This is a genomic window from Serratia sp. JKS296 (genome assembly GCF_900215445.1).
Classification (GTDB): domain Bacteria; phylum Pseudomonadota; class Gammaproteobacteria; order Enterobacterales; family Enterobacteriaceae; genus Serratia; species Serratia marcescens.
Window position 1 is genome coordinate 3,837,214 of sequence record NZ_OCMX01000001.1, and the last position, 17,427, is coordinate 3,854,640.

20 protein-coding genes and 1 riboswitch are annotated in these 17,427 nt (G+C 60.1%); of the genes, 15 read left to right on the top strand and 5 right to left on the bottom strand.

Features of this window, described 5'->3' with window-relative positions; genetic code table 11:
* The first annotated feature begins 75 nt into the window (after positions 1–75).
* The 4 genes from dacA to lipA all read left to right on the top strand — a co-directional run bounded on the left by dacA (position 76) and on the right by lipA (position 3,419).
* The gene (dacA, locus tag CRO23_RS18425) at positions 76–1,287 is read left to right on the top strand and encodes a D-alanyl-D-alanine carboxypeptidase DacA (RefSeq protein WP_004940010.1); all 1,212 of its coding nucleotides are present in this window, start codon (positions 76–78) and stop codon (positions 1,285–1,287) included.
* 104 nt (positions 1,288–1,391) lie between these two features.
* Entirely contained in the window at positions 1,392–1,658 is a 267-nt protein-coding gene (gene ybeD, locus CRO23_RS18430; protein ID WP_004940012.1) for a DUF493 family protein YbeD, read from the top strand.
* 134 nt (positions 1,659–1,792) lie between these two features.
* Entirely contained in the window at positions 1,793–2,461 is a 669-nt protein-coding gene (gene lipB / locus CRO23_RS18435; RefSeq protein WP_015376934.1) for a lipoyl(octanoyl) transferase LipB, read from the top strand.
* The gene (gene lipA / locus CRO23_RS18440) at positions 2,454–3,419 is read left to right on the top strand and encodes a lipoyl synthase (RefSeq protein WP_004940018.1); all 966 of its coding nucleotides are present in this window, start codon (positions 2,454–2,456) and stop codon (positions 3,417–3,419) included. Before lipB ends, lipA begins: the two co-directional genes overlap by 8 nt.
* Before the next feature lie 93 nt (positions 3,420–3,512).
* Here lipA and tatA read toward each other — a convergent pair whose 3' ends face one another.
* Entirely contained in the window at positions 3,513–3,728 is a 216-nt protein-coding gene (tatA, locus tag CRO23_RS18445) for a Sec-independent protein translocase subunit TatA (protein WP_079449583.1), read from the bottom strand.
* Positions 3,729–3,946: 218 nt separating this feature from the next.
* Here tatA and CRO23_RS18450 point away from each other — a divergent pair, with 218 nt between their 5' ends.
* Entirely contained in the window at positions 3,947–5,014 is a 1,068-nt protein-coding gene (locus CRO23_RS18450; protein ID WP_049299645.1) for a diguanylate cyclase, read from the top strand.
* 1 nt (position 5,015) lies between these two features.
* On the opposite strand, the gene CRO23_RS18455 is transcribed toward CRO23_RS18450, so the two are convergent.
* Entirely contained in the window at positions 5,016–5,444 is a 429-nt protein-coding gene (locus CRO23_RS18455; RefSeq protein ID WP_079449585.1) for a GNAT family N-acetyltransferase, read from the bottom strand.
* An 83-nt stretch (positions 5,445–5,527) separates the two neighbouring features.
* A riboswitch (Fluoride riboswitch) is annotated at positions 5,528–5,590 on the top strand.
* A 79-nt stretch (positions 5,591–5,669) separates the two neighbouring features.
* On the opposite strand from CRO23_RS18455, the gene crcB reads away from it, so the two are divergent.
* The 3 genes from crcB (at position 5,670) to CRO23_RS18470 (ending at position 8,136) form a co-directional block, all read left to right on the top strand.
* On the top strand, positions 5,670–6,053 hold the full coding sequence (gene crcB, locus CRO23_RS18460) for a fluoride efflux transporter CrcB (RefSeq protein ID WP_016928782.1): 384 nt from the start codon (positions 5,670–5,672) through the stop codon (positions 6,051–6,053).
* Between the two features lie 289 nt (positions 6,054–6,342).
* Complete coding sequence (locus CRO23_RS18465) at positions 6,343–6,939, top strand: TetR/AcrR family transcriptional regulator (RefSeq protein ID WP_016928784.1); 597 nt, start codon at positions 6,343–6,345, stop codon at positions 6,937–6,939.
* 6 nt (positions 6,940–6,945) lie between these two features.
* Positions 6,946–8,136, top strand: coding sequence for a multidrug effflux MFS transporter (locus CRO23_RS18470; protein ID WP_097102618.1), 1,191 nt, complete (start codon positions 6,946–6,948; stop codon positions 8,134–8,136).
* A gap of 57 nt (positions 8,137–8,193) precedes the next feature.
* Here the strand turns inward: CRO23_RS18470 and cspE are convergent, their stop codons facing one another.
* Positions 8,194–8,403, bottom strand: coding sequence for a transcription antiterminator/RNA stability regulator CspE (gene cspE / locus CRO23_RS18475; protein WP_004940030.1), 210 nt, complete (start codon positions 8,401–8,403; stop codon positions 8,194–8,196).
* Positions 8,404–8,749: 346 nt separating this feature from the next.
* Between cspE and CRO23_RS18480 the strand changes: the two genes are divergently transcribed.
* The 6 genes from CRO23_RS18480 to CRO23_RS18505 all read left to right on the top strand — a co-directional run bounded on the left by CRO23_RS18480 (position 8,750) and on the right by CRO23_RS18505 (position 14,668).
* Complete coding sequence (locus tag CRO23_RS18480) at positions 8,750–9,913, top strand: M20 peptidase aminoacylase family protein (RefSeq protein WP_097102620.1); 1,164 nt, start codon at positions 8,750–8,752, stop codon at positions 9,911–9,913.
* A 189-nt stretch (positions 9,914–10,102) separates the two neighbouring features.
* Positions 10,103–11,428 carry an LLM class flavin-dependent oxidoreductase gene (locus CRO23_RS18485; RefSeq protein WP_016928787.1) on the top strand — a complete coding sequence of 442 codons (1,326 nt, stop codon included), beginning with the start codon at positions 10,103–10,105 and terminating at the stop codon, positions 11,426–11,428.
* Positions 11,429–11,454: 26 nt separating this feature from the next.
* Positions 11,455–12,375, top strand: a complete 921-nt coding sequence (locus CRO23_RS18490; RefSeq protein WP_004940036.1) for an ABC transporter substrate-binding protein — start codon at positions 11,455–11,457, stop codon at positions 12,373–12,375.
* A 9-nt stretch (positions 12,376–12,384) separates the two neighbouring features.
* Positions 12,385–12,912 (top strand): GNAT family N-acetyltransferase, encoded by a 528-nt coding sequence (locus CRO23_RS18495; protein WP_015376925.1) that lies wholly within the window; start codon positions 12,385–12,387, stop codon positions 12,910–12,912.
* A 31-nt stretch (positions 12,913–12,943) separates the two neighbouring features.
* A complete protein-coding gene (locus CRO23_RS18500; protein ID WP_004940038.1) occupies positions 12,944–13,831 on the top strand; it encodes an amino acid ABC transporter permease in 888 nt (295 codons plus the stop codon).
* A gap of 9 nt (positions 13,832–13,840) precedes the next feature.
* Complete coding sequence (locus tag CRO23_RS18505; protein ID WP_015376924.1) at positions 13,841–14,668, top strand: amino acid ABC transporter ATP-binding protein; 828 nt, start codon at positions 13,841–13,843, stop codon at positions 14,666–14,668.
* Between the two features lie 36 nt (positions 14,669–14,704).
* On the opposite strand, the gene CRO23_RS18510 is transcribed toward CRO23_RS18505, so the two are convergent.
* Positions 14,705–15,214 (bottom strand): VOC family protein, encoded by a 510-nt coding sequence (locus CRO23_RS18510; protein ID WP_097102622.1) that lies wholly within the window; start codon positions 15,212–15,214, stop codon positions 14,705–14,707.
* Between the two features lie 166 nt (positions 15,215–15,380).
* Here CRO23_RS18510 and CRO23_RS18515 point away from each other — a divergent pair, with 166 nt between their 5' ends.
* Positions 15,381–15,860, top strand: coding sequence for a cold-shock protein (locus tag CRO23_RS18515; protein ID WP_016928791.1), 480 nt, complete (start codon positions 15,381–15,383; stop codon positions 15,858–15,860).
* A gap of 24 nt (positions 15,861–15,884) precedes the next feature.
* Here the strand turns inward: CRO23_RS18515 and CRO23_RS18520 are convergent, their stop codons facing one another.
* Positions 15,885–17,333, bottom strand: a complete 1,449-nt coding sequence (locus CRO23_RS18520) for a sensor domain-containing diguanylate cyclase (protein WP_097103122.1) — start codon at positions 17,331–17,333, stop codon at positions 15,885–15,887.
* Positions 17,334–17,427 lie beyond the last annotated feature (94 nt).

Sequence of the window (17,427 nt, forward strand, 5' to 3'; positions counted from 1 at the left end):
TGCCTGCCGGGATCGCATCTGCTATAGTGTGGCTCGTTTTTTAACTTTACTTTCACGGATGTTGTAGTCCCGATCATGAAACAAGTAACTTCTTTTCGCTTAATCAAAAGCATCGCCCTCGGCACCGTTATCGCAATGAGCGCAGCCTCCGTTGCGCACGCCGATGACGTTAACATCAAAACCATGATCCCAGGTGTCCCGCAGATCGATGCGGAAGCGTACATCCTGATTGATTACAACTCCGGCAAAGTGCTGGCCGAGATGAACGCCGATGCGCGTCGCGATCCGGCCAGCCTGACCAAAATGATGACCAGCTACGTCATCGGCCAGGCGCTGAAAGCGGGTAAAATCGGCCAGGACGATCTGGTGACCGTCGGCCAGGACGCCTGGGCGACCGGCAACCCGGTGTTCAAAGGCTCCTCGCTGATGTTCCTGAAGCCGGGCGATCGCGTGCCGGTCTCCAAACTGACCCGCGGCATCAACCTGCAGTCCGGTAACGACGCCTGCGTGGCGATGGCCGACTACGTCGCCGGCAGCCAGGACGCATTCGTTAACCTGATGAACACCTACGTCAGCAAACTGGGCCTGCAGAACACTCACTTCCAGACGGTACACGGCCTGGATGCCCAGGGCCAGTACAGTTCGGCGCGCGACATGGCGCTGATCGGCCAGGCGCTGATCCGCGACGTGCCGGAAGAGTACGCGATCTATAAAGAAAAAGAGTTCACCTTCAACAATATCCGCCAGATGAACCGTAATGGTCTGCTGTGGGATAACAGCCTGAACGTCGACGGCATCAAAACCGGTCATACCGACGCAGCGGGTTACAACCTGGTGGCTTCGGCGACCGAAGGCCAGATGCGTCTGATCTCCGCCGTGATGGGCGGCCGCACCTACAAAGGCCGCGAAGCCGAGAGCAAGAAACTGCTGACCTGGGGCTTCCGCTTCTTCGAAACCGTGGCACCGCTGAAAGTCGGTAAAGAGTTCGCCTCCGAGCCGGTCTGGTTCGGCGATGCCGACCGCGTTGAGCTGGGCGTGGATAAAGACGTCTACCTGACCATCCCGCGCGGCCGCATGAAAGATCTGAAGGCCAGCTATGTGCTGAACACGCCGGAAATTCACGCGCCGCTGGCGAAAAACCAGGTGGTGGGCAGCATCAACTTCCAGCTGGACGGCAAAACCATCGACCAGCGTCCGCTGGTGGTGATGAACGAAGTGAAAGAAGGCGGTTTCTTCAGCCGCATCGTGGACTACATCAAACTGATGTTCCACCACTGGTTCGGTTAACGGTTGAAACGGGCGAAATTGCCCCCATATACTGAATAACATTAACTCCCGCCCCGGCGGGAGTTATAATTTATAGATTAGCTAGCACTCTGGAGCGCACGCACATGCAAAAAACTAAACTGAACGAACTGCTCGAATTCCCTTGCTCGTTTACCTACAAGGTGATGGGCCTGGCGCAGCCTGAGCTGGTTGACCAGGTAGTTGAAGTGGTGCAGCGCCATGCGCCGGGCGATTACAACCCGCAGGTTAAGCCGAGCAGCAAAGGCAACTACCACTCGGTTTCCATCACCATCAACGCCACTCACATCGAGCAGGTCGAAACCCTGTACGAAGAGTTGGGCAACATTGAAATTGTTCGCATGGTGCTGTAATTCCAGCATAAACCCCTGCTTATCAACCCGGGATGGCGCAGCGTCTTCCCGGGTTGCGCATTTTTGGTCAGCGAAAGGCTGGCCGCCAGCCGGAGCGCCCGGTATAATGGCTTTACCACTTCTGTAACCTGACGATGACTCTTTTGCAACCAGACAAGATCATTTTGCGTCAGCTGGGGTTGCAGCCCTACGCGCCTGTATCCCAAGCCATGCATAACTTCACCGACAGTCGTACCGAGACTACGCCGGACGAGCTGTGGCTGGTGCAGCATCACCCGGTATTCACCCAGGGCCAGGCCGGCAAAGCCGAACACGTGCTGATGCCCGGCGATATCCCGGTTGTCCAGAGCGATCGCGGCGGCCAGGTGACCTACCACGGGCCGGGCCAGCAGGTGATGTACGTGATGGTCGATCTGAAGCGCAACAAGGTCGGCGTACGCCAATTGGTCACGGCGATAGAAGATACGGTTATCAACACCCTCGCCCACTTCCGCCTCGCATCGCGCGCCCGTCCGGATGCGCCCGGCGTGTACGTGGGGGAGCAGAAAATCTGTTCGTTGGGTTTGCGGATCCGCAAAGGCAGCTCATTCCACGGCCTGGCCCTGAATGTGGCGATGGATCTCAGCCCCTTCCAACGCATCAATCCTTGCGGTTACGCCGGCATGCAGATGACGCAGGTCAGCGCGCTGGCGCCCGGCGTTGGCATTGAAGACATACACCCAATCCTGGTACAGGAATTTGTTCATTTACTCGGCTACCAGACGGTCGAGCTTCGTAACTGGAACCTGCACGATTATGAGTAAACCAATTCAGATGGAACGCGGCGTCAAATACCGCGATGCTGACAAAATGGCGCTGATCCCGGTCAAAACGGTGGTCACCGAACGGCAGGAGCTGTTGCGTAAACCCGAGTGGATGAAGATCAAACTGCCTGCCGACTCAACGCGCATTCAGGGCATCAAAGCCGCCATGCGCAAGAACGGTCTGCACTCCGTCTGTGAGGAAGCTTCGTGCCCTAACCTGTCCGAGTGTTTCAACCACGGTACCGCCACCTTTATGATCCTCGGTGCTATCTGCACCCGTCGTTGCCCGTTCTGCGACGTGGCCCACGGCCGCCCGATCGCGCCAGACGCCAACGAGCCGGAAAAGCTGGCGCAAACCATCGCCGACATGGCGCTGCGTTACGTGGTGATCACCTCGGTTGACCGTGACGACCTGCGCGACGGCGGTGCTCAACACTTTGCCGACTGCATCTCGGCCATCCGCGCCAAGAGCCCGAACATCAAAATTGAAACGCTGGTTCCGGACTTCCGCGGCCGTATGGATCGCGCGCTGGAGATCCTCACCGCCACGCCGCCGGACGTGTTCAACCACAACCTGGAAAACGTGCCGCGCGTCTACCGCCAGGTGCGTCCGGGCGCCAACTACGAGTGGTCGTTGAAGCTGCTGGAGCGCTTTAAAGAAGCGCACCCGGATATCCCGACCAAATCCGGCCTGATGGTTGGCCTGGGCGAAACCAACGCGGAAATCATTGAAGTGATGCGCGATCTGCGTCGCCACGGCGTGACCATGCTGACGCTGGGCCAGTACCTGCAGCCGAGCCGTCACCACCTGCCGGTGCAGCGCTACGTCAGCCCGGCCGAGTTTGACGAGATGAAAGAAGAAGCGATGGCGATGGGCTTCACCCATGCCGCCTGCGGCCCGTTCGTGCGTTCGTCTTACCACGCCGATCTGCAGGCCAAAGGGATGGAAGTGAAATAACGCGTAATAGTTTGTTACGCTAAAGACGGCGGAAACGCCAAAAAACGGATGTCCGCAAGGCATCCGTTTTTTATTGCGCGCCATCAGACGGAATTAAACGTCTTTCTTTTCGACGCTCTGCTGAGCGGACTGGTTCTCGGCGGCATTGTTGCCGGCGGCCGGCGGCGTGCTGTCGTCGCCCACCGCTTTTTTAAAGCCTTTCAGCGCCGCGCCAAGATCGGCGCCGAGCGTGCGCAGTTTGCTGGTGCCGAACAGTAAAATCACCAACACCGCAATCACCAGAAGTTTGGTAATGCTGATACCTTCCATACTCACCTTCTTATCATAGAGCGCTGCGTGAACAGCGAGAAAAACTGACCTTGCCTGCGAATATTTAGCGACTTTCCTTCGGCTCGCACAACCGCAACATGTAACAGAGTGAGATCCGTCGCAGGAATGCCACGCGCCCCCGCGGCGTGAATCCAAGACTATTCTTAGTTTATCACCCGCATGCTACGCTGCCGTGATGCCTATCAGGGAGATGCCGGATGTATATTGCTCCACCCATTTTCGATGCCCGAAAATCCGGCCTCAGCTTCGCCAAACGCACCTATCTGCCCCGCGTCGCCGGTCTGGGGCTCGGCTTTATCTGCGTTTGCGCCGCGCTCTACCCCTTGGCTCCGCCCACGGCGGTCTGGCTATTGCTGGCCTTTCACGGCTTTCTCTGGCCGCATCTCGCCTATCGCCTGGCCTGCCGCGCCAAAGAACCGTTCAAAGCCGAGATCCGCAACCTCTTGATCGACTCCGCCTTCGGCGGCTTCTGGGCGGCGATGATGGCGTTCAACGCGCTGCCCGCCATCGTCATCCTGTCGATGATGAGCATGAACAACATCGCTTCGGCCGGCAAAGCGCTGTTTGTGAAAGGATTGGCCATTCAACTGACCACGGCGATGCTCACCGCCGCGCTGCTCGGCTTCCCGTTTCACCCGCACAGCACGGCGCTGCAAATCTATCTGTGCCTGCCGATGATCTACCTGTATCCGACGCTGCTTGGGCTGGTGACCTACCGCACCGCCAAACGACTGGCGGAAAAGAAACAAGAGCTGCAACGCATCAGCACCCGCGATGGGCTGACCGGCTTATATAACCGCCGCCACTGGGAGCACCTGCTGCATCGCCAGTTCGACAGTTGCCGCCGCTACCAGGATAACGCCACGCTGATTCTGATGGATATCGATCGCTTCAAAACCATCAACGACACCTTCGGCCATGCTTTGGGGGATGAGGCCCTGGCGGCGTTGGCGGAAGAGTTGCTGATCGGCATGCGCAACGTGGATATCGTCGGGCGCTACGGCGGCGACGAGTTTGGCGCGGTGCTGCCGAACACTAACGCTGAACAGGCGGGAATCGTTCTGCGCCGCATCCAGCAGCGGCTGGACGCGGTCAGCTTCAAGGAGGCGCCGCAGCTGCGGCTGCAGATCAGCGCCGGTATCGCTGACTACCACCCCGCGCTGGGCGGCTATCTTGACTGGCTGAAAGCGGCCGACGGCGCGCTCTATCGGGCGAAGCAGAATGGCCGCAACCGGCTGGAAACGGCGGCGCCGCCAGGGAAGTAACTTACTGACTTAATAACTTGGCAAAATACTTCGGCGCTTCGACAAAGCCTTCGCGCCGGTAAAAAGCATGCGCCCGCTCGCGGCGGCTGTGGCAATGGACTTCCAGCCGATCGCAGCCGCGACGGTGCGCCAGCGCCTCGCCTGCCGCCAGCAGCCGCCGCCCTACGCCCGCGCCGCGCGCCCGATCGTCGACGCAAAAATAGCTGATGCGGCCAATGTCGCCGGCCAACGCCAGCTGCGGCAGGAAATGCAGCGACAACACGCCCAACACCTGCTCCCCGTCCGCCGCCACCAGCAGCGCCTCATCCGGATGCGCCAACAATTGCTGCATTCGCTGCGTCAGAAACGCCTCGGTGCCAGGATAATCCAGCGCCGTCATTAATTCAGCGATAGCGTGCCGGTCGCTCAGACGCGCCGTTCTGATTTCCATCCGTTTTACCTCGCAGAGTGTCGATACTACAAAATAGGCGGCGTTAGGTGTAACATCCACCGGGTGCGGCGAAAAAGGCCGTGCGGCACGCTGGAGATGACATTCCTCCCTAACCGCCTTCACAGGCTGATGATGTCTACGTAACCTCTCGGAGAGAGGCGCGTAGCGTTACGCCTGTCCCTTTCCGAGCCTCGTGAATTTCTCTGATTGAAAGGTAGTTGCCCCATGTTGAGCTCTTTACTGGCCGTATTTATCGGCGGCGGCGTCGGCAGCGTTTTGCGCTGGGCGGTAAGCATGAAAATGAATCCGCTGAACGCCCACATTCCGCTCGGTACGCTGATGGTCAATCTGATCGGCGGTTTTATCATCGGCCTGGCGATGGCGATTTTCACCCGCATGACGCATCTGGATCCCACCTGGAAATTACTGATCACCACCGGGTTCTGCGGCGGCCTGACCACCTTCTCCACCTTTTCGCTGGAGGTGGTATACCTGATGCAGGATGGCCGCTTCGGCTGGGCGCTGGCCAACATGCTGCTCAACCTGGCCGGCTCGCTGGCGATGACGCTGCTGGCCTTTATGCTGGTGATGTGGCTCAACGGGCGCTAAGCCCTTAATGTTTCCTTAATCTTGCATGCGCATAATCTCATCCAGTACCCCTGACTGGATGAGAAACCGCTATGTTTAGCCTGCCGAAAACCGCCGCCGAAGCGATTGCCGTTGCGCTGTGCGTCCTGATCGTCGCCGCCTTTATCAAATCCTACCTGTTCACATAAGCGCCTTTTCCCCGCAGCACGCGTTCATCTTGCGTCTTTCCGGCCGTTTACACTACAATTGAGAATGAACGTTCACACTCAAAAATGTGAACCCGGCTCACGCGTAGCAAAGGATCGGGCAGATGCTCCCCCCCAACGACAGTAAACAGGCCAAAGTGCAGGCTCGCCGCGATCAGATCGTCGAAGCGGCGAAAACCAGCTTTCGCCGCCACGGCTTCCACGCCGCCAGCATGGCGGAGATCGCCCAGGGCTCGCAGCTCAGCGTCGGGCAAATCTATCGCTATTTCGCCAATAAAGACGCGATTATCGAAGAGATCGTCAACCGCATCATCACCAACAAGATGCAGCGGCTGGAAAACCTTGGCGATCACATCAACCTGATCGCCGGCACATTGGCGGCGCGCACGCTGTTTCAGCAGCCGGGCGAGAGCGAAACCGATCACATGCTGATGCTAGAAGTGACCGCCGAGGCCACGCGCAACCCGGTGGTGGCCAAAATGCTCAGCGATGCGGAAGCGCGGCTGTTTCGCCACGTGTGCCACAATCTGCAGCGGCTGTATCCCCATTTCAGCGCGGAGGAGATCGCCGCGCGGGTGGAGTTTATCGCCGTCATGAGCGAAGGCACCGGTTACCGTATCCTTACCACGCAAAAAGCCGATGCGTCCCTGCTGCGCGATCTGTATCAGCAGGCCATTTCTCACCTGTTCAGGAAATCTTAATCTCCCATGACCAAACACTTAGCCAGACAACGTCTGGTGTACGCCGTCGTGCTTGGCCTGCTGGCCGCGCTGGGGCCGCTGTGCACCGATCTCTATCTGCCCGCCCTGCCGGAAATGGCGGGCGAGCTGAATACCTCTACCGCCGCCGCGCAGCTCAGTCTGACCGCCGGGCTGCTCGGCCTGGGCGTCGGCCAGCTGATTTTTGGCCCTTACAGCGACAAGCTGGGCCGTATGCGCCCGCTGTTGCTGTCGCTGATCCTGCTGCTCGGCGCTTCGCTGTGGTGCGCGCTGGCGCCCACCATCGACCAGCTGCTGATCGCCCGCCTGCTGCAGGGCATCGCCGGCGCCGGCGGCGCGGTGATTTCCCGCGCCATTGCCCGCGATCTGTACGCCGGCCATGAACTGACCCGCTTCTTCGCCCTGCTGATGCTGGTCAACGGCCTGGCGCCGATCGTCGCGCCGGTGCTGGGCGGCGTCATGCTGCAGGTGATGAACTGGCGCGGTATCTTCGGCGTGCTGGCGGCCATCGCCGTACTGCTGTTCAGCCTGTCGGCGTTGAAGCTGCGCGAATCCCTGCCGGTCGAGCGCCGCAGCCAGGGCGGTATCCTGGCGATGCTGATGTCGCTCGGCGGGTTGCTGACCCAGCGCTATTTCATGGGCCTGTGCCTGACACAGGGCTTCGTGATGGCCGGCATGTTCGCCTATATCGGCGCTTCGCCTTTCGTCTTGCAGCAGATCTACGGCCTCAGCCCGCAGATGTTCAGCCTGTGCTTCGCCATTAACGGCGTCGGGCTGATCATTGCGGCGCAACTGGCCAGCCGTCTCAGTTCACGTTGGGGGGAACGCCGGGTATTGAGGGGCGGGTTAACGCTGGCGGCCGGCGCGTCGTTGTTGCTGCTGTTGGCCGCCGCGCTGCATGCGCCGCTGGCCGTGTTGCTGGTGCCGCTGTTCTTCTCGGTGGCGGTGATCGGCATCGTCGGTCCGACCGCCTCTTCACTGGCGATGCAAAGCCAGGGGGACAAAGCGGGCAGCGCCTCGGCCTTGATCGGCGTGTGCATGTTCGCCCTTGGCGCCTGCGCCGTGCCGCTCACCGGGCTGGGCGGCACTTCGGGCCTGTCGATGGCGCTGACCATCGTCGGCTGTTACGCCATCGCCATCCTGCTGTTCAGCCTGTTGGCCCGCCGTAGCGGCGCATAACGCGCCCAATAAAAAACCCGCTCAATGAGCGGGTTTTAAGAAATTCAGCTACGCAGCTTAGATAGCAGTAACGTTAGCGGCAGATGGGCCTTTGGCACCGTTCGTGATTTCAAACTCTACACGCTGGCCTTCAGCAAGCGTTTTGAAACCATTGCTAACGATGGCAGAAAAGTGAACGAAAACGTCCTTGCTACCATCTTCCGGAGTAATGAAACCGAAGCCTTTGGATTCATTAAACCACTTAACGCTACCTTTAATCTTAGACATCAAACTTACCTTTAACGTGAATGAAAGACACAAAACCTGTGTCGATTACAGTACAGCAAGCAGGCAGGATTTTGTCCACCACCGCGATCACAGAAATCCGATAAAGAGTGAAAAAATCCGTGTTGCCCGGTGTAAATGCATTGCACCGGTTGCGATACGTTACCGTTCCAGGCCAATCCTCTCCCTGCGCCGGCGAACAACGCGCGAACGCCCAAACCCGCCCGCTGACCCCAGCGTTGACGCCCCCATGCAGACGCAATCGCTATGAAATATAACCAGATGGTCTTTTTGCTTCTGCGCCCCCTGCACTAGGGTTAGGGTTTATTTCCCACTGTGAGCCAAGCCTATGACCAGCCAGTTGGCAGAAAAGATCATCGCCTATCGGCGTGAGCTGCACCAAAACCCGGAGCTTTCCAATCACGAATTCGCCACCACCGCCCGGCTGACCCGCTGGCTGCAAGAGGCGGGCATTCGTATTCTGCCGTTGGCGCTGAAAACCGGCGTCGTGGCGGAGATCGGCAGCGGCAAGGGGCCGATCATCGCCCTGCGCGGCGACATTGACGCCCTGCCGATCGACGAAATCGCCGACGTGCCCTTCAGCTCGCAAAACAGCGGCGTGATGCACGCCTGCGGCCACGACTTTCACACCTCGGTGATGCTCGGCGCCGCGCACCTGCTCAAAGCGCGTGAGACCGAGCTGCCCGGCACGGTGCGCATCTTCTTCCAACCGGCGGAAGAGACCTTCAACGGCGCCCGGCACCTGATCGACGCCGGCGCGCTGGATAACGTCGCGGCGGTATTTGGCCTGCATAACGCGCCGGAGCTGCCCACCGGCACCTTCGCCACCCGCGCCGGGCCGTTCTATGCCAACGTCGATCGCTTCCAGATCAGCATCACCGGCAAAGGCGCCCACGCCGCCAAACCGGAACAGGGCGTCGATACCATCGTCACCGCCAGCCAGATCGTCGGCGCGCTGCAGACGCTGCCCAGCCGCAGCTTCAGCTCGCTGGAATCGCTGGTGGTGAGCGTGACGCGCATCGAAGGCGGCAATACCTGGAACGTGCTGCCGCAAACCGTCGAGCTTGAAGGCACGGTGCGCACCCACAGCGACGCGGTGCGCCGCCAGGTGCCGGACAAAATTCGCCAGGTGATCGACGGCGTTGCCGCCGCGCTGGGCGCGCAGGCAGAACTCCACTGGCAGCCGGGGCCGCCGGCGGTGATCAACGACGCCCATTGGGCGGCGTTCAGCAAAACCGTCGCCGCCGAGGCCGGCTACCGGGTCGAAGAGGCGGAGCTGCAAATGGGGGGTGAAGATTTCGCGCTGTATCTGCATCATGTGCCGGGCGTATTCGTCAGCATTGGCTCCGCCAGCGAATTCGGCCTGCATCATCCGCGTTTCAACCCCGATGAACGCGCCCTGTTCCCCGCCGCACAATATTTCACACTGCTGGCGGAACGCACGCTGCAACAGCTCACTACCGCGCCAGAAAAAGCCCTCAGCAACGCCTGAATAACGTGAAAGAGTATTTCCCCGACGCCGCAGATGCCGCGCCGGGGATTATTATTTTCGCTCGCCGTGATATTTGCAGTTTTCAACATTTGAATATGCTGTTTTGTTGTTTTACATCCCGTTGCCGCTCATCAATAGTGGACACATCAGACACCGCGCGCCTTTGCGGCGCATGACAGGATAATCACGATGAGCGACAACGCGAATAATCAACGGCAATTACGGCTGGGCGCCATTCTGCACGGCGCATCGGGAAATATGTCCGCCTGGCGCCACCCGGATGCCACCGCCGACGCCAGCATCAACCTCGAATTTAATATCGCCTCGGCGAAAAAAGCCGAACAGGGGAAATTCGATTTCGTGTTTGTCGCCGATGGGTTATATATCAACGAAAAGTCCATTCCCCATTTTCTTAATCGTTTCGAACCGCTCACCCTGCTGGCCGCGCTGTCCGCCGCCACCGATAAAATCGGCCTGGTGGGCACCCTTTCCACCTCTTACAGCGATCCGTTCACCGTCGCCCGTCAGTTCGCCAGCCTCGACCACCTGAGCAACGGCCGAGCCGGCTGGAACGTGGTGACGTCGCCGCTGGAAGGCTCGGCCAAAAACTTCTCGCGCAAAGAACACCCAGAACACAGCCTGCGTTACCGCATTGCCGGTGAGTTTCTCGACGTCGCCAAAGGGCTGTGGGATTCCTGGGAAGACGATGCCTTCGTGCGCAATAAAGCCAGCGGCGAATTTTTCAGGGCCGGGAAGCTGCACACCCTCAATCACCAGGGGGAGTTCTTCTCGGTGCAGGGGCCGTTGAACATCGGTCGCACGCCGCAGGGCCGCCCGATCCTGTTCCAGGCCGGCGCCTCTGAAGACGGCAAACGGCTGGCGGCCCAACACGCCGATGCGATCTTCACCCATCACGACACGCTGGAGCAGGCGCAGGATTTTTATCAGGACGTGAAGCGGCAACTGGTGGAACAGGGGCGCGAGCCGGACGACCTGCGCATCTTCCAGGGCGTCAGCGTGATCGTCGGCGACGACGACGCGGACGTCGAGCGCCAATACCAGGAGACCGCCCGCCTGGTCAGCATCGAGAACGCCCTCAACTATCTTGGCCGCTACTTCGAACATTACGACTTTTCCCGCCACCCATTGGACGCCCCCTTCCCGGACATCGGCGATCTGGGGCAAAACAGCTTCCGCAGCACCACCGACGCCATCAAGCGCAATGCCCGCGAGCGGAACCTCACGCTGCGCCAGGTGGCGCTGGAAGCCGCTTCGCCGCGCCCGGCGTTCAGCGGCACGCCGGAAGCGGTGGCGGACGGCCTGCAACGCTGGTTCGACGGCGAAGCCGCCGACGGCTTCATCATCAGCGGCGGCACGCCCAACGCCTTCGGCCACTTCGTCGATCGGGTGGTGCCCATCCTGCAACAACGTGGCCTGTTCCGCCGGGCGTACCATGGCGACACGCTGCGCGAGCACCTGGGCCTGACGCGCCCGTTGAACAGATTCACCCAATAATAAGAACGCTGTCAGGGATACCCGCTATGCAAAAAACCGTTACCGCCGCCCTCGTGGCGGCCTTGCTGAGCCTGACCGGCGCCGCGCAAGCGGGCACCGGCATCGATTTACAGGCCAATGAAACCCCGATCCACGCGCCGAAAAACCCGCAGGCGATCGCCAAATTGCCGGCCGATTTCCACTTCGTGAAGCCGGGCCAATTCACCGTTGCAATCGCCGCGCTCAACACGCCGCCGCTGGCGCTGTTCGCCGCCGACAACCGGCGGCTTATCGGCAGCGAAGTGGATATCGCGCAACTGGTGGCCGACAGCCTGGGCCTGGAGCTGAACGTAGTGCAAACCTCGTGGGAAGACTGGCCGCTGGGGGTAGTTTCCGGCAAGTATGACGCGGCCATCACCAACGTCACCGTGACCAAAGAACGCAAAACCCGCTTCGACTTCGCCACCTACCGCATCGACTCGCTCGGCTTTTACGTCAAAACCGGCGGCAAGATCGCAACGATCAAACAGCCTGCCGATATCGCCGGATTAAAGATCATCGTCGGCTCCGGCACCAATCAGGAAGCAATTTTGCTGGCGTGGGACAAACAGAATCGGCAACAGGGGCTCAAACCCTTCCAGCCGATCTACGTGACCGACGATGCGGCCGCCACGCTGGCGATCCAGTCCGGCCGGGCCGATGCCTACTTCGGGCCGAACGTGCTGGGCGCCTATAAGGCGGCGTTGAACGGCCGCACCCGGCTGGCGGGCACGGTGGAAGGCGGCTGGCCCAAGGCGGCGCACATCGCCGTCACCACCCGTAAAGGCAATGGCCTAGTGCAGGCGGTGAATGAAGCGCTGAACGGCGCGATCCGCGGCGGACAGTACGATCAGGTGCTCAACCGCTGGGGCGAGAGCGTCGAACGCCTTGCGCAGTCGGAAATCAACCCGCCCGGCCTGGGCGATTAGGAGCGTGCGATGACGCAAGACACTTTCATTCAGACGCTGCCGACCGATCCGCTGATCGCCCCGGTGATCGAGGGGCTATTCGGCGAATATCGTCAGCGCTACGGCGACTATTTTGGTGACCAGGAACCGGAACCGCTGGACCTGTACGCGCCGCCGCAGGGCGCCTTCATCGTGCTGCTGCGCGCCGGTGCGCCGATCGCCATGGGCGCCTTCAAACGCTATGACGCGCAAACCGCCGAGCTGAAGCGCATCTGGACCCGGGGCGATCTGCGCCGCCAGGGCCTGGCGCAGCGGGTGTTGCAGCAGTTGGAAACGCTGGCGCTGGCGCAGGGGTATCGCCGGCTCTACCTGACCACCGGCTTTCGCCAGCCCGAAGCGGTGGGCCTGTACCTGAGCAACGGTTACCAGCCGCAGTTCGATCCCACCGTTGACAGCGAGGTTTACAGCCGCCCGCCCTACGATGGCCGCCTGCCGTTCCGCAAAAGCCTGATTGCAGAGGACGCGTGTTGTTGCGCGTCAGAAAGGAAAATCGCCTAAACCCCCTTTATCTGTAGTCAGGAGACATGACATGTCCAAACAAGAAGTCTTGAAAGTGGTGCCCGCCCGCTATCCGCTGCGGCTGATCGGCGCCTTGTTCTCGCTGTTTATTCTGGCCGCCATCGTGCAATCGGTGGCGGGCAACGCGCGCTGGGAATGGGGCGTGTTCGCCGAGTGGTTCTTCGCCCCGGCGGTGCTGGCGGGGCTGGGACAGACCCTGCTGCTGACGCTGCTCGGCACGTTGTTCAGCATCCTGTTCGGCACCCTGCTGGCGCTGGCGCGGCTGTCGCGCTCTTACCTGTTGGCGTCGCTGGCCTGGGGGTATATCTGGCTGTTTCGCTCGCTGCCGCTGATCCTGGTGCTGATCATCCTGTATAACTTTTCCTATCTGTACGACGCCATCTCGCTGGGCATTCCCTTTACCTCGGTGGTGTTCGCCAGTTACCCGACCATCGACATCCTCGGCCAGTTCGCCGTGGCGGTGCTGGGCCTGACGCTGGTGCAGTCCGCCTACACCGCCGAGATCATCCGCGGCGGCATTCTGGGCGTGGATTACGGCCAGCACGAGGCGGCGGCGGCGCTGGGCCTGCCGGGCTATCGCCGCACCTTCCGCATTATTCTGCCGCAGGCGCTGCGCTCCATTATTCCGACCGGCTTCAACGAGATCATCAGCCTGGCGAAAGGCACCTCGATCGTTTACGTGCTGGCGCTGCCGGAGCTGTTTTACACCATCCAGGTGATCTATAACCGCACTCAGCAGGTGATACCGCTGCTGATGGTCGCCACCGTCTGGTATCTGTTCATCACCACCGCGCTGTCGGTGATCCAATACTACATCGAGCGCTATTTTGCTCGGGGCGCGGTGCGCGAACTGCCGCCGACGCCCTGGCAGAAACTGGCCGGCTGGCTAAAACGTTAGGAGACCCGCATGTCTGAAGCCATTGATTATTACGCCTTGCCCGAACAGCCGGCGCGCAATCTCACCCCGGTGCCGGCGCGCGGCCTGATCGAAATCAGCAACGTCAGCAAGTTTTTCGGCAAACACAAGGCGCTGGACGACGTCAGCCTGACGCTGCAGCCGGGCACCGTAACCGTGATCCTCGGGCCTTCCGGCTCCGGCAAATCGACGCTGCTGCGGGCGATCAACCATCTGGAGCGCGTGGACGAAGGCTTTATCCGCATCGACGGCGACTACGTCGGTTACCGCCGCAAGGGCAACCGGCTGTACGAGCTGAAGGAAAAGGCCATTCTCCGGCAGCGCATCAACGTCGGCTACGTGTTCCAAAACTTCAACCTGTTCCCGCACCTGACGGTGCTGGAAAACATCATCGAAGCGCCGGTGGTACACAAAATTCACTCCCGCGAACGGGCGAAGGCGGTGGCCTATGAACTTCTGGATACCGTCGGGCTGCGCCACAAGGCGGATGCCTACCCGCGCCACCTCTCCGGTGGCCAGCAGCAGCGCATCGCCATCGCGCGCGCGCTGGCGCTGAACCCGAAGGTGATCCTGTTCGATGAGCCGACCTCCGCGCTCGATCCCGAGCTGGTCGGCGAAGTGCTGGACGTGATTAAGGGATTGGCGGATCTGGGCGTCACGCTGGTGGTAGTCACGCATGAAATCGGCTTTGCGCGCGAAGCGGCGGATCGGGTGGTGTTTATGGTCGACGGGCAGATCGTCGAACAGGGCGACGCCAGGCAGGTGCTGGCTCAGCCGCAGCACCCGCGCACCGTTAACTTCCTCAACAAAGTGCTGTGATCGTCGGGGCGCCGCGGCGCCCCGCACCTGATCCGCTTACAGGCCGGCGAAACGCCGCTTCTCGGCGGCGAAATCCAGCGGGCGAATTCCCTGCCGGTTTTTATCCTCTTCGGTCAGCAGCGCCGGCGGAATAAACCAGGTCACCTCAAACAGCAGTCCGTCCGGATCGTGGCCATAAATGCTTTTGTGTACGCCGTGATCCTCTTCCAGCCCGAGAATGCCGCGTTCGGCCAGCTGGTGACGAATGCGCTCCAGCTCTTCCAGACTGTCCACTTCCCAGGCCAGATGGTACAGCCCGGCCGGTGGCTCATTCTCTGCCGGCGGCTCGTTGTTGGCGCGAAACACCCCGGCGCGCTGCTGGCCCAGATTCTTGCTGAACAGCGCCAAATCGTGATCGTTGTCCGAATCGGCGGCCTGGGTAAATACCGCCCGGTCGGGGCTGTCGGACGGCTTCAGCTTGAAGCCCAAGACCTGATGATAAAAGTCGGCGCTCTGCCGCACGTCGCTGACATACAGCACGGCGTGATTGAGACGTTTGATGCCCATCGATATTCCTTTTTCGCATTGAATGAAGTCAGCATGAACATAGCATGTGGGGGGAAAGCCGCTAAATGCCGTTATCGCATGACTAAATGCCGCCCGCGCAATCTGTCGCTGCAAGGCATTCCGCGCTATCATAAGCGCTGTATTGATCCCTTTTGTGAGAATAGCGATGAACGGCAAGATAACGACTTTTTTTGAAGACAAAGGCTTCGGCTTTATTACCGACGAGAACGGAGAAAATCGTTATTTTCACGTGATTAAAGTGCAGAATCCGGAGCTGATTAAGAAAAACGCGGCGGTGACCTTCGAACCGACCAATAACACCAAAGGTCCGTCGGCTTATGCGGTCAAAGTGTTGGCGCCCAGCAAATACATCATCATCGCCAATGAAAGAATCAAGATCACCAGCATCAAGTCTTTCAATACCTTCACCAAGGAAGTGCCGGTCAAAGCCGATGTGGATAAAGAGAACACCGTGCTGTCGGTCGGCCTGCTGATGAATCGCATTCGCCCGCAGTCAGAAGAGCAGGCACAGGCCATGCAAACGCTGCGCATGCTGACCATCACCACTTTCCAGAACACCACCCATACCTTCTCCGAGCACGAGATCGACATGGATGAAACCATCAAGGCGCTGAAAAGCCTGTAAGCAACGGTTGCCCGGCGTCGAGCCCTAACGGAACAGGATATGCTCGACGCTGTTGCCGTTCACCACGTTGAACGACTCCACCCGATTACGCCCCTGCGATTTGGCGCGATACAGCGCGATATCCGCCATGTTCATCAGTTGCTCCAGCGATTTCACTTCGTTCATCGCCAGGCTGGCGACGCCGACGCTGATGGTGATTTTCAACGTCTGCTTGCCTTCCACCTGCAGCGCCGTCTGCTCCACCAGCCGGCGCAAATGTTCCCCCAACGCCACGCCCTGCGCCGCCAACGCGCGCGGCAGCATGATGGCGAACTCTTCCCCGCCCAGGCGGCCGAACAGCTGATCGTGCCGCAGCTCGCGCCGCACGATGTGCGCAAACGACGCCAAAACCTGATCGCCGGCGCTGTGGCCGTGCGTATCGTTGATCTGCTTGAAATGATCAATGTCGATCAGCAACAGCGACACCGCCTCTTTGGAGCGATGTTTATGCTCCAGCAGCTCGCCCGCTTTACGCGTCATCGCGCTGCGCGCCAGCACGCCGGTCAAAAAATCGTGGTTGGCGCTGTGCTCCAGACGCCGCATCAGCTTGCGGTTGGCGGCGATAGAGCTGGCGAGGATCAGCGGCCCCATCACCAGCATGGCGATGCCCAATCGGGCGGACATCAGCGTATCGAGGAAGGCGTTGTGGTTGTTCGGCGTTTCATACAGCATCAGGTTGGCGGAAATGCTGCTGATCTCGGTCATGCCGGTCAATAGCGTCAGCAACGTCACGGGGAACAGCTGGTAGCGCACCGCGCACCACAGCAGCGCCGGGATCGGGAAGGCGATAGCACCCGGCCCGCCGATATAGACGCTGAACACCAGCGACAGCAGCAGCGCCAGCAGCGGCAGGCAACCTTGCAAACGCCAACGCACCTGCATGCGCAACAGTTGCTTCAGCCGCGGCGCCGCCATCAGCACCGGCAACAGCAGCAAGGTCGTCGAGAACTGCTCACTGAACCAGGCCAGCCAGGCGATCACCACCGTGTTGTTATAGAGGCTGTCATTACGCAGCACCGACAGCGTCGACGCCACCGCCGCGCCGGCCAAACTGGCGCTGAACATATAGAGTATCGCCTGGGGCTTGCCCATGCGCCGTTGAGATTGGGGCAGCATCAGCATGATGCCGTAACCGACGGCGATCAGCGACATGTTGCAGGAGTTCAGCCACAGCGCCAGGGACCAGCCTTCGCCGGTAATGAGATCGGCGACTATCATGCCCAGATAGGTGGTAAGCCAGCCGAGCGGCGTGGCGTAAATGGGTTTGCGCAGCAGCAGACCGAGCAGAATCGCATTCACCGGCCAAAATAAGGAAAGCGAGCCAATTGGCCGGCTAAGAATACCCACCAGGGAAAGTAAAAAGGCCAGCATGAAAAGATTGATCAGCTGAACCGTTAGCGGCAGGCCATGCCTGGCGTTTATTCTGGCGTTCATCGCCTCGCCCATATTTTGCTAATAACCAGAATAATAATGTGCATACTCGCTCGCCCGGCCAGTGAGGGATAGTCAATCCGAATTTCAACCAAAA

Bases quoted from the DNA above. Each gene is read 5' to 3' on its own strand.
- CRO23_RS18490 (WP_004940036.1), top strand. From the start codon at position 11,455: ATGCAAAAAACCGTTACCGCCGCCCTCGTGGCGGCCTTGCTGAGCCTG.
- CRO23_RS18505 (WP_015376924.1), top strand. From the start codon at position 13,841: ATGTCTGAAGCCATTGATTATTACGCCTTGCCCGAACAGCCGGCGCGC.
- CRO23_RS18485 (WP_016928787.1), top strand. From the start codon at position 10,103: ATGAGCGACAACGCGAATAATCAACGGCAATTACGGCTGGGCGCCATT.
- CRO23_RS18450 (WP_049299645.1), top strand. From the start codon at position 3,947: ATGTATATTGCTCCACCCATTTTCGATGCCCGAAAATCCGGCCTCAGC.
- cspE (WP_004940030.1), bottom strand. From the start codon at position 8,403: ATGTCTAAGATTAAAGGTAGCGTTAAGTGGTTTAATGAATCCAAAGGC.
- CRO23_RS18470 (WP_097102618.1), top strand. From the start codon at position 6,946: ATGACCAAACACTTAGCCAGACAACGTCTGGTGTACGCCGTCGTGCTT.
- tatA (WP_079449583.1), bottom strand. From the start codon at position 3,728: ATGGAAGGTATCAGCATTACCAAACTTCTGGTGATTGCGGTGTTGGTG.
- crcB (WP_016928782.1), top strand. From the start codon at position 5,670: ATGTTGAGCTCTTTACTGGCCGTATTTATCGGCGGCGGCGTCGGCAGC.
- lipB (WP_015376934.1), top strand. From the start codon at position 1,793: ATGACTCTTTTGCAACCAGACAAGATCATTTTGCGTCAGCTGGGGTTG.
- CRO23_RS18465 (WP_016928784.1), top strand. From the start codon at position 6,343: ATGCTCCCCCCCAACGACAGTAAACAGGCCAAAGTGCAGGCTCGCCGC.
- CRO23_RS18520 (WP_097103122.1), bottom strand. From the start codon at position 17,333: ATGAACGCCAGAATAAACGCCAGGCATGGCCTGCCGCTAACGGTTCAG.
- ybeD (WP_004940012.1), top strand. From the start codon at position 1,392: ATGCAAAAAACTAAACTGAACGAACTGCTCGAATTCCCTTGCTCGTTT.
- CRO23_RS18510 (WP_097102622.1), bottom strand. From the start codon at position 15,214: ATGGGCATCAAACGTCTCAATCACGCCGTGCTGTATGTCAGCGACGTG.
- CRO23_RS18500 (WP_004940038.1), top strand. From the start codon at position 12,944: ATGTCCAAACAAGAAGTCTTGAAAGTGGTGCCCGCCCGCTATCCGCTG.
- lipA (WP_004940018.1), top strand. From the start codon at position 2,454: ATGAGTAAACCAATTCAGATGGAACGCGGCGTCAAATACCGCGATGCT.
- CRO23_RS18515 (WP_016928791.1), top strand. From the start codon at position 15,381: ATGAACGGCAAGATAACGACTTTTTTTGAAGACAAAGGCTTCGGCTTT.
- CRO23_RS18495 (WP_015376925.1), top strand. From the start codon at position 12,385: ATGACGCAAGACACTTTCATTCAGACGCTGCCGACCGATCCGCTGATC.
- CRO23_RS18480 (WP_097102620.1), top strand. From the start codon at position 8,750: ATGACCAGCCAGTTGGCAGAAAAGATCATCGCCTATCGGCGTGAGCTG.
- CRO23_RS18455 (WP_079449585.1), bottom strand. From the start codon at position 5,444: ATGGAAATCAGAACGGCGCGTCTGAGCGACCGGCACGCTATCGCTGAA.
- dacA (WP_004940010.1), top strand. From the start codon at position 76: ATGAAACAAGTAACTTCTTTTCGCTTAATCAAAAGCATCGCCCTCGGC.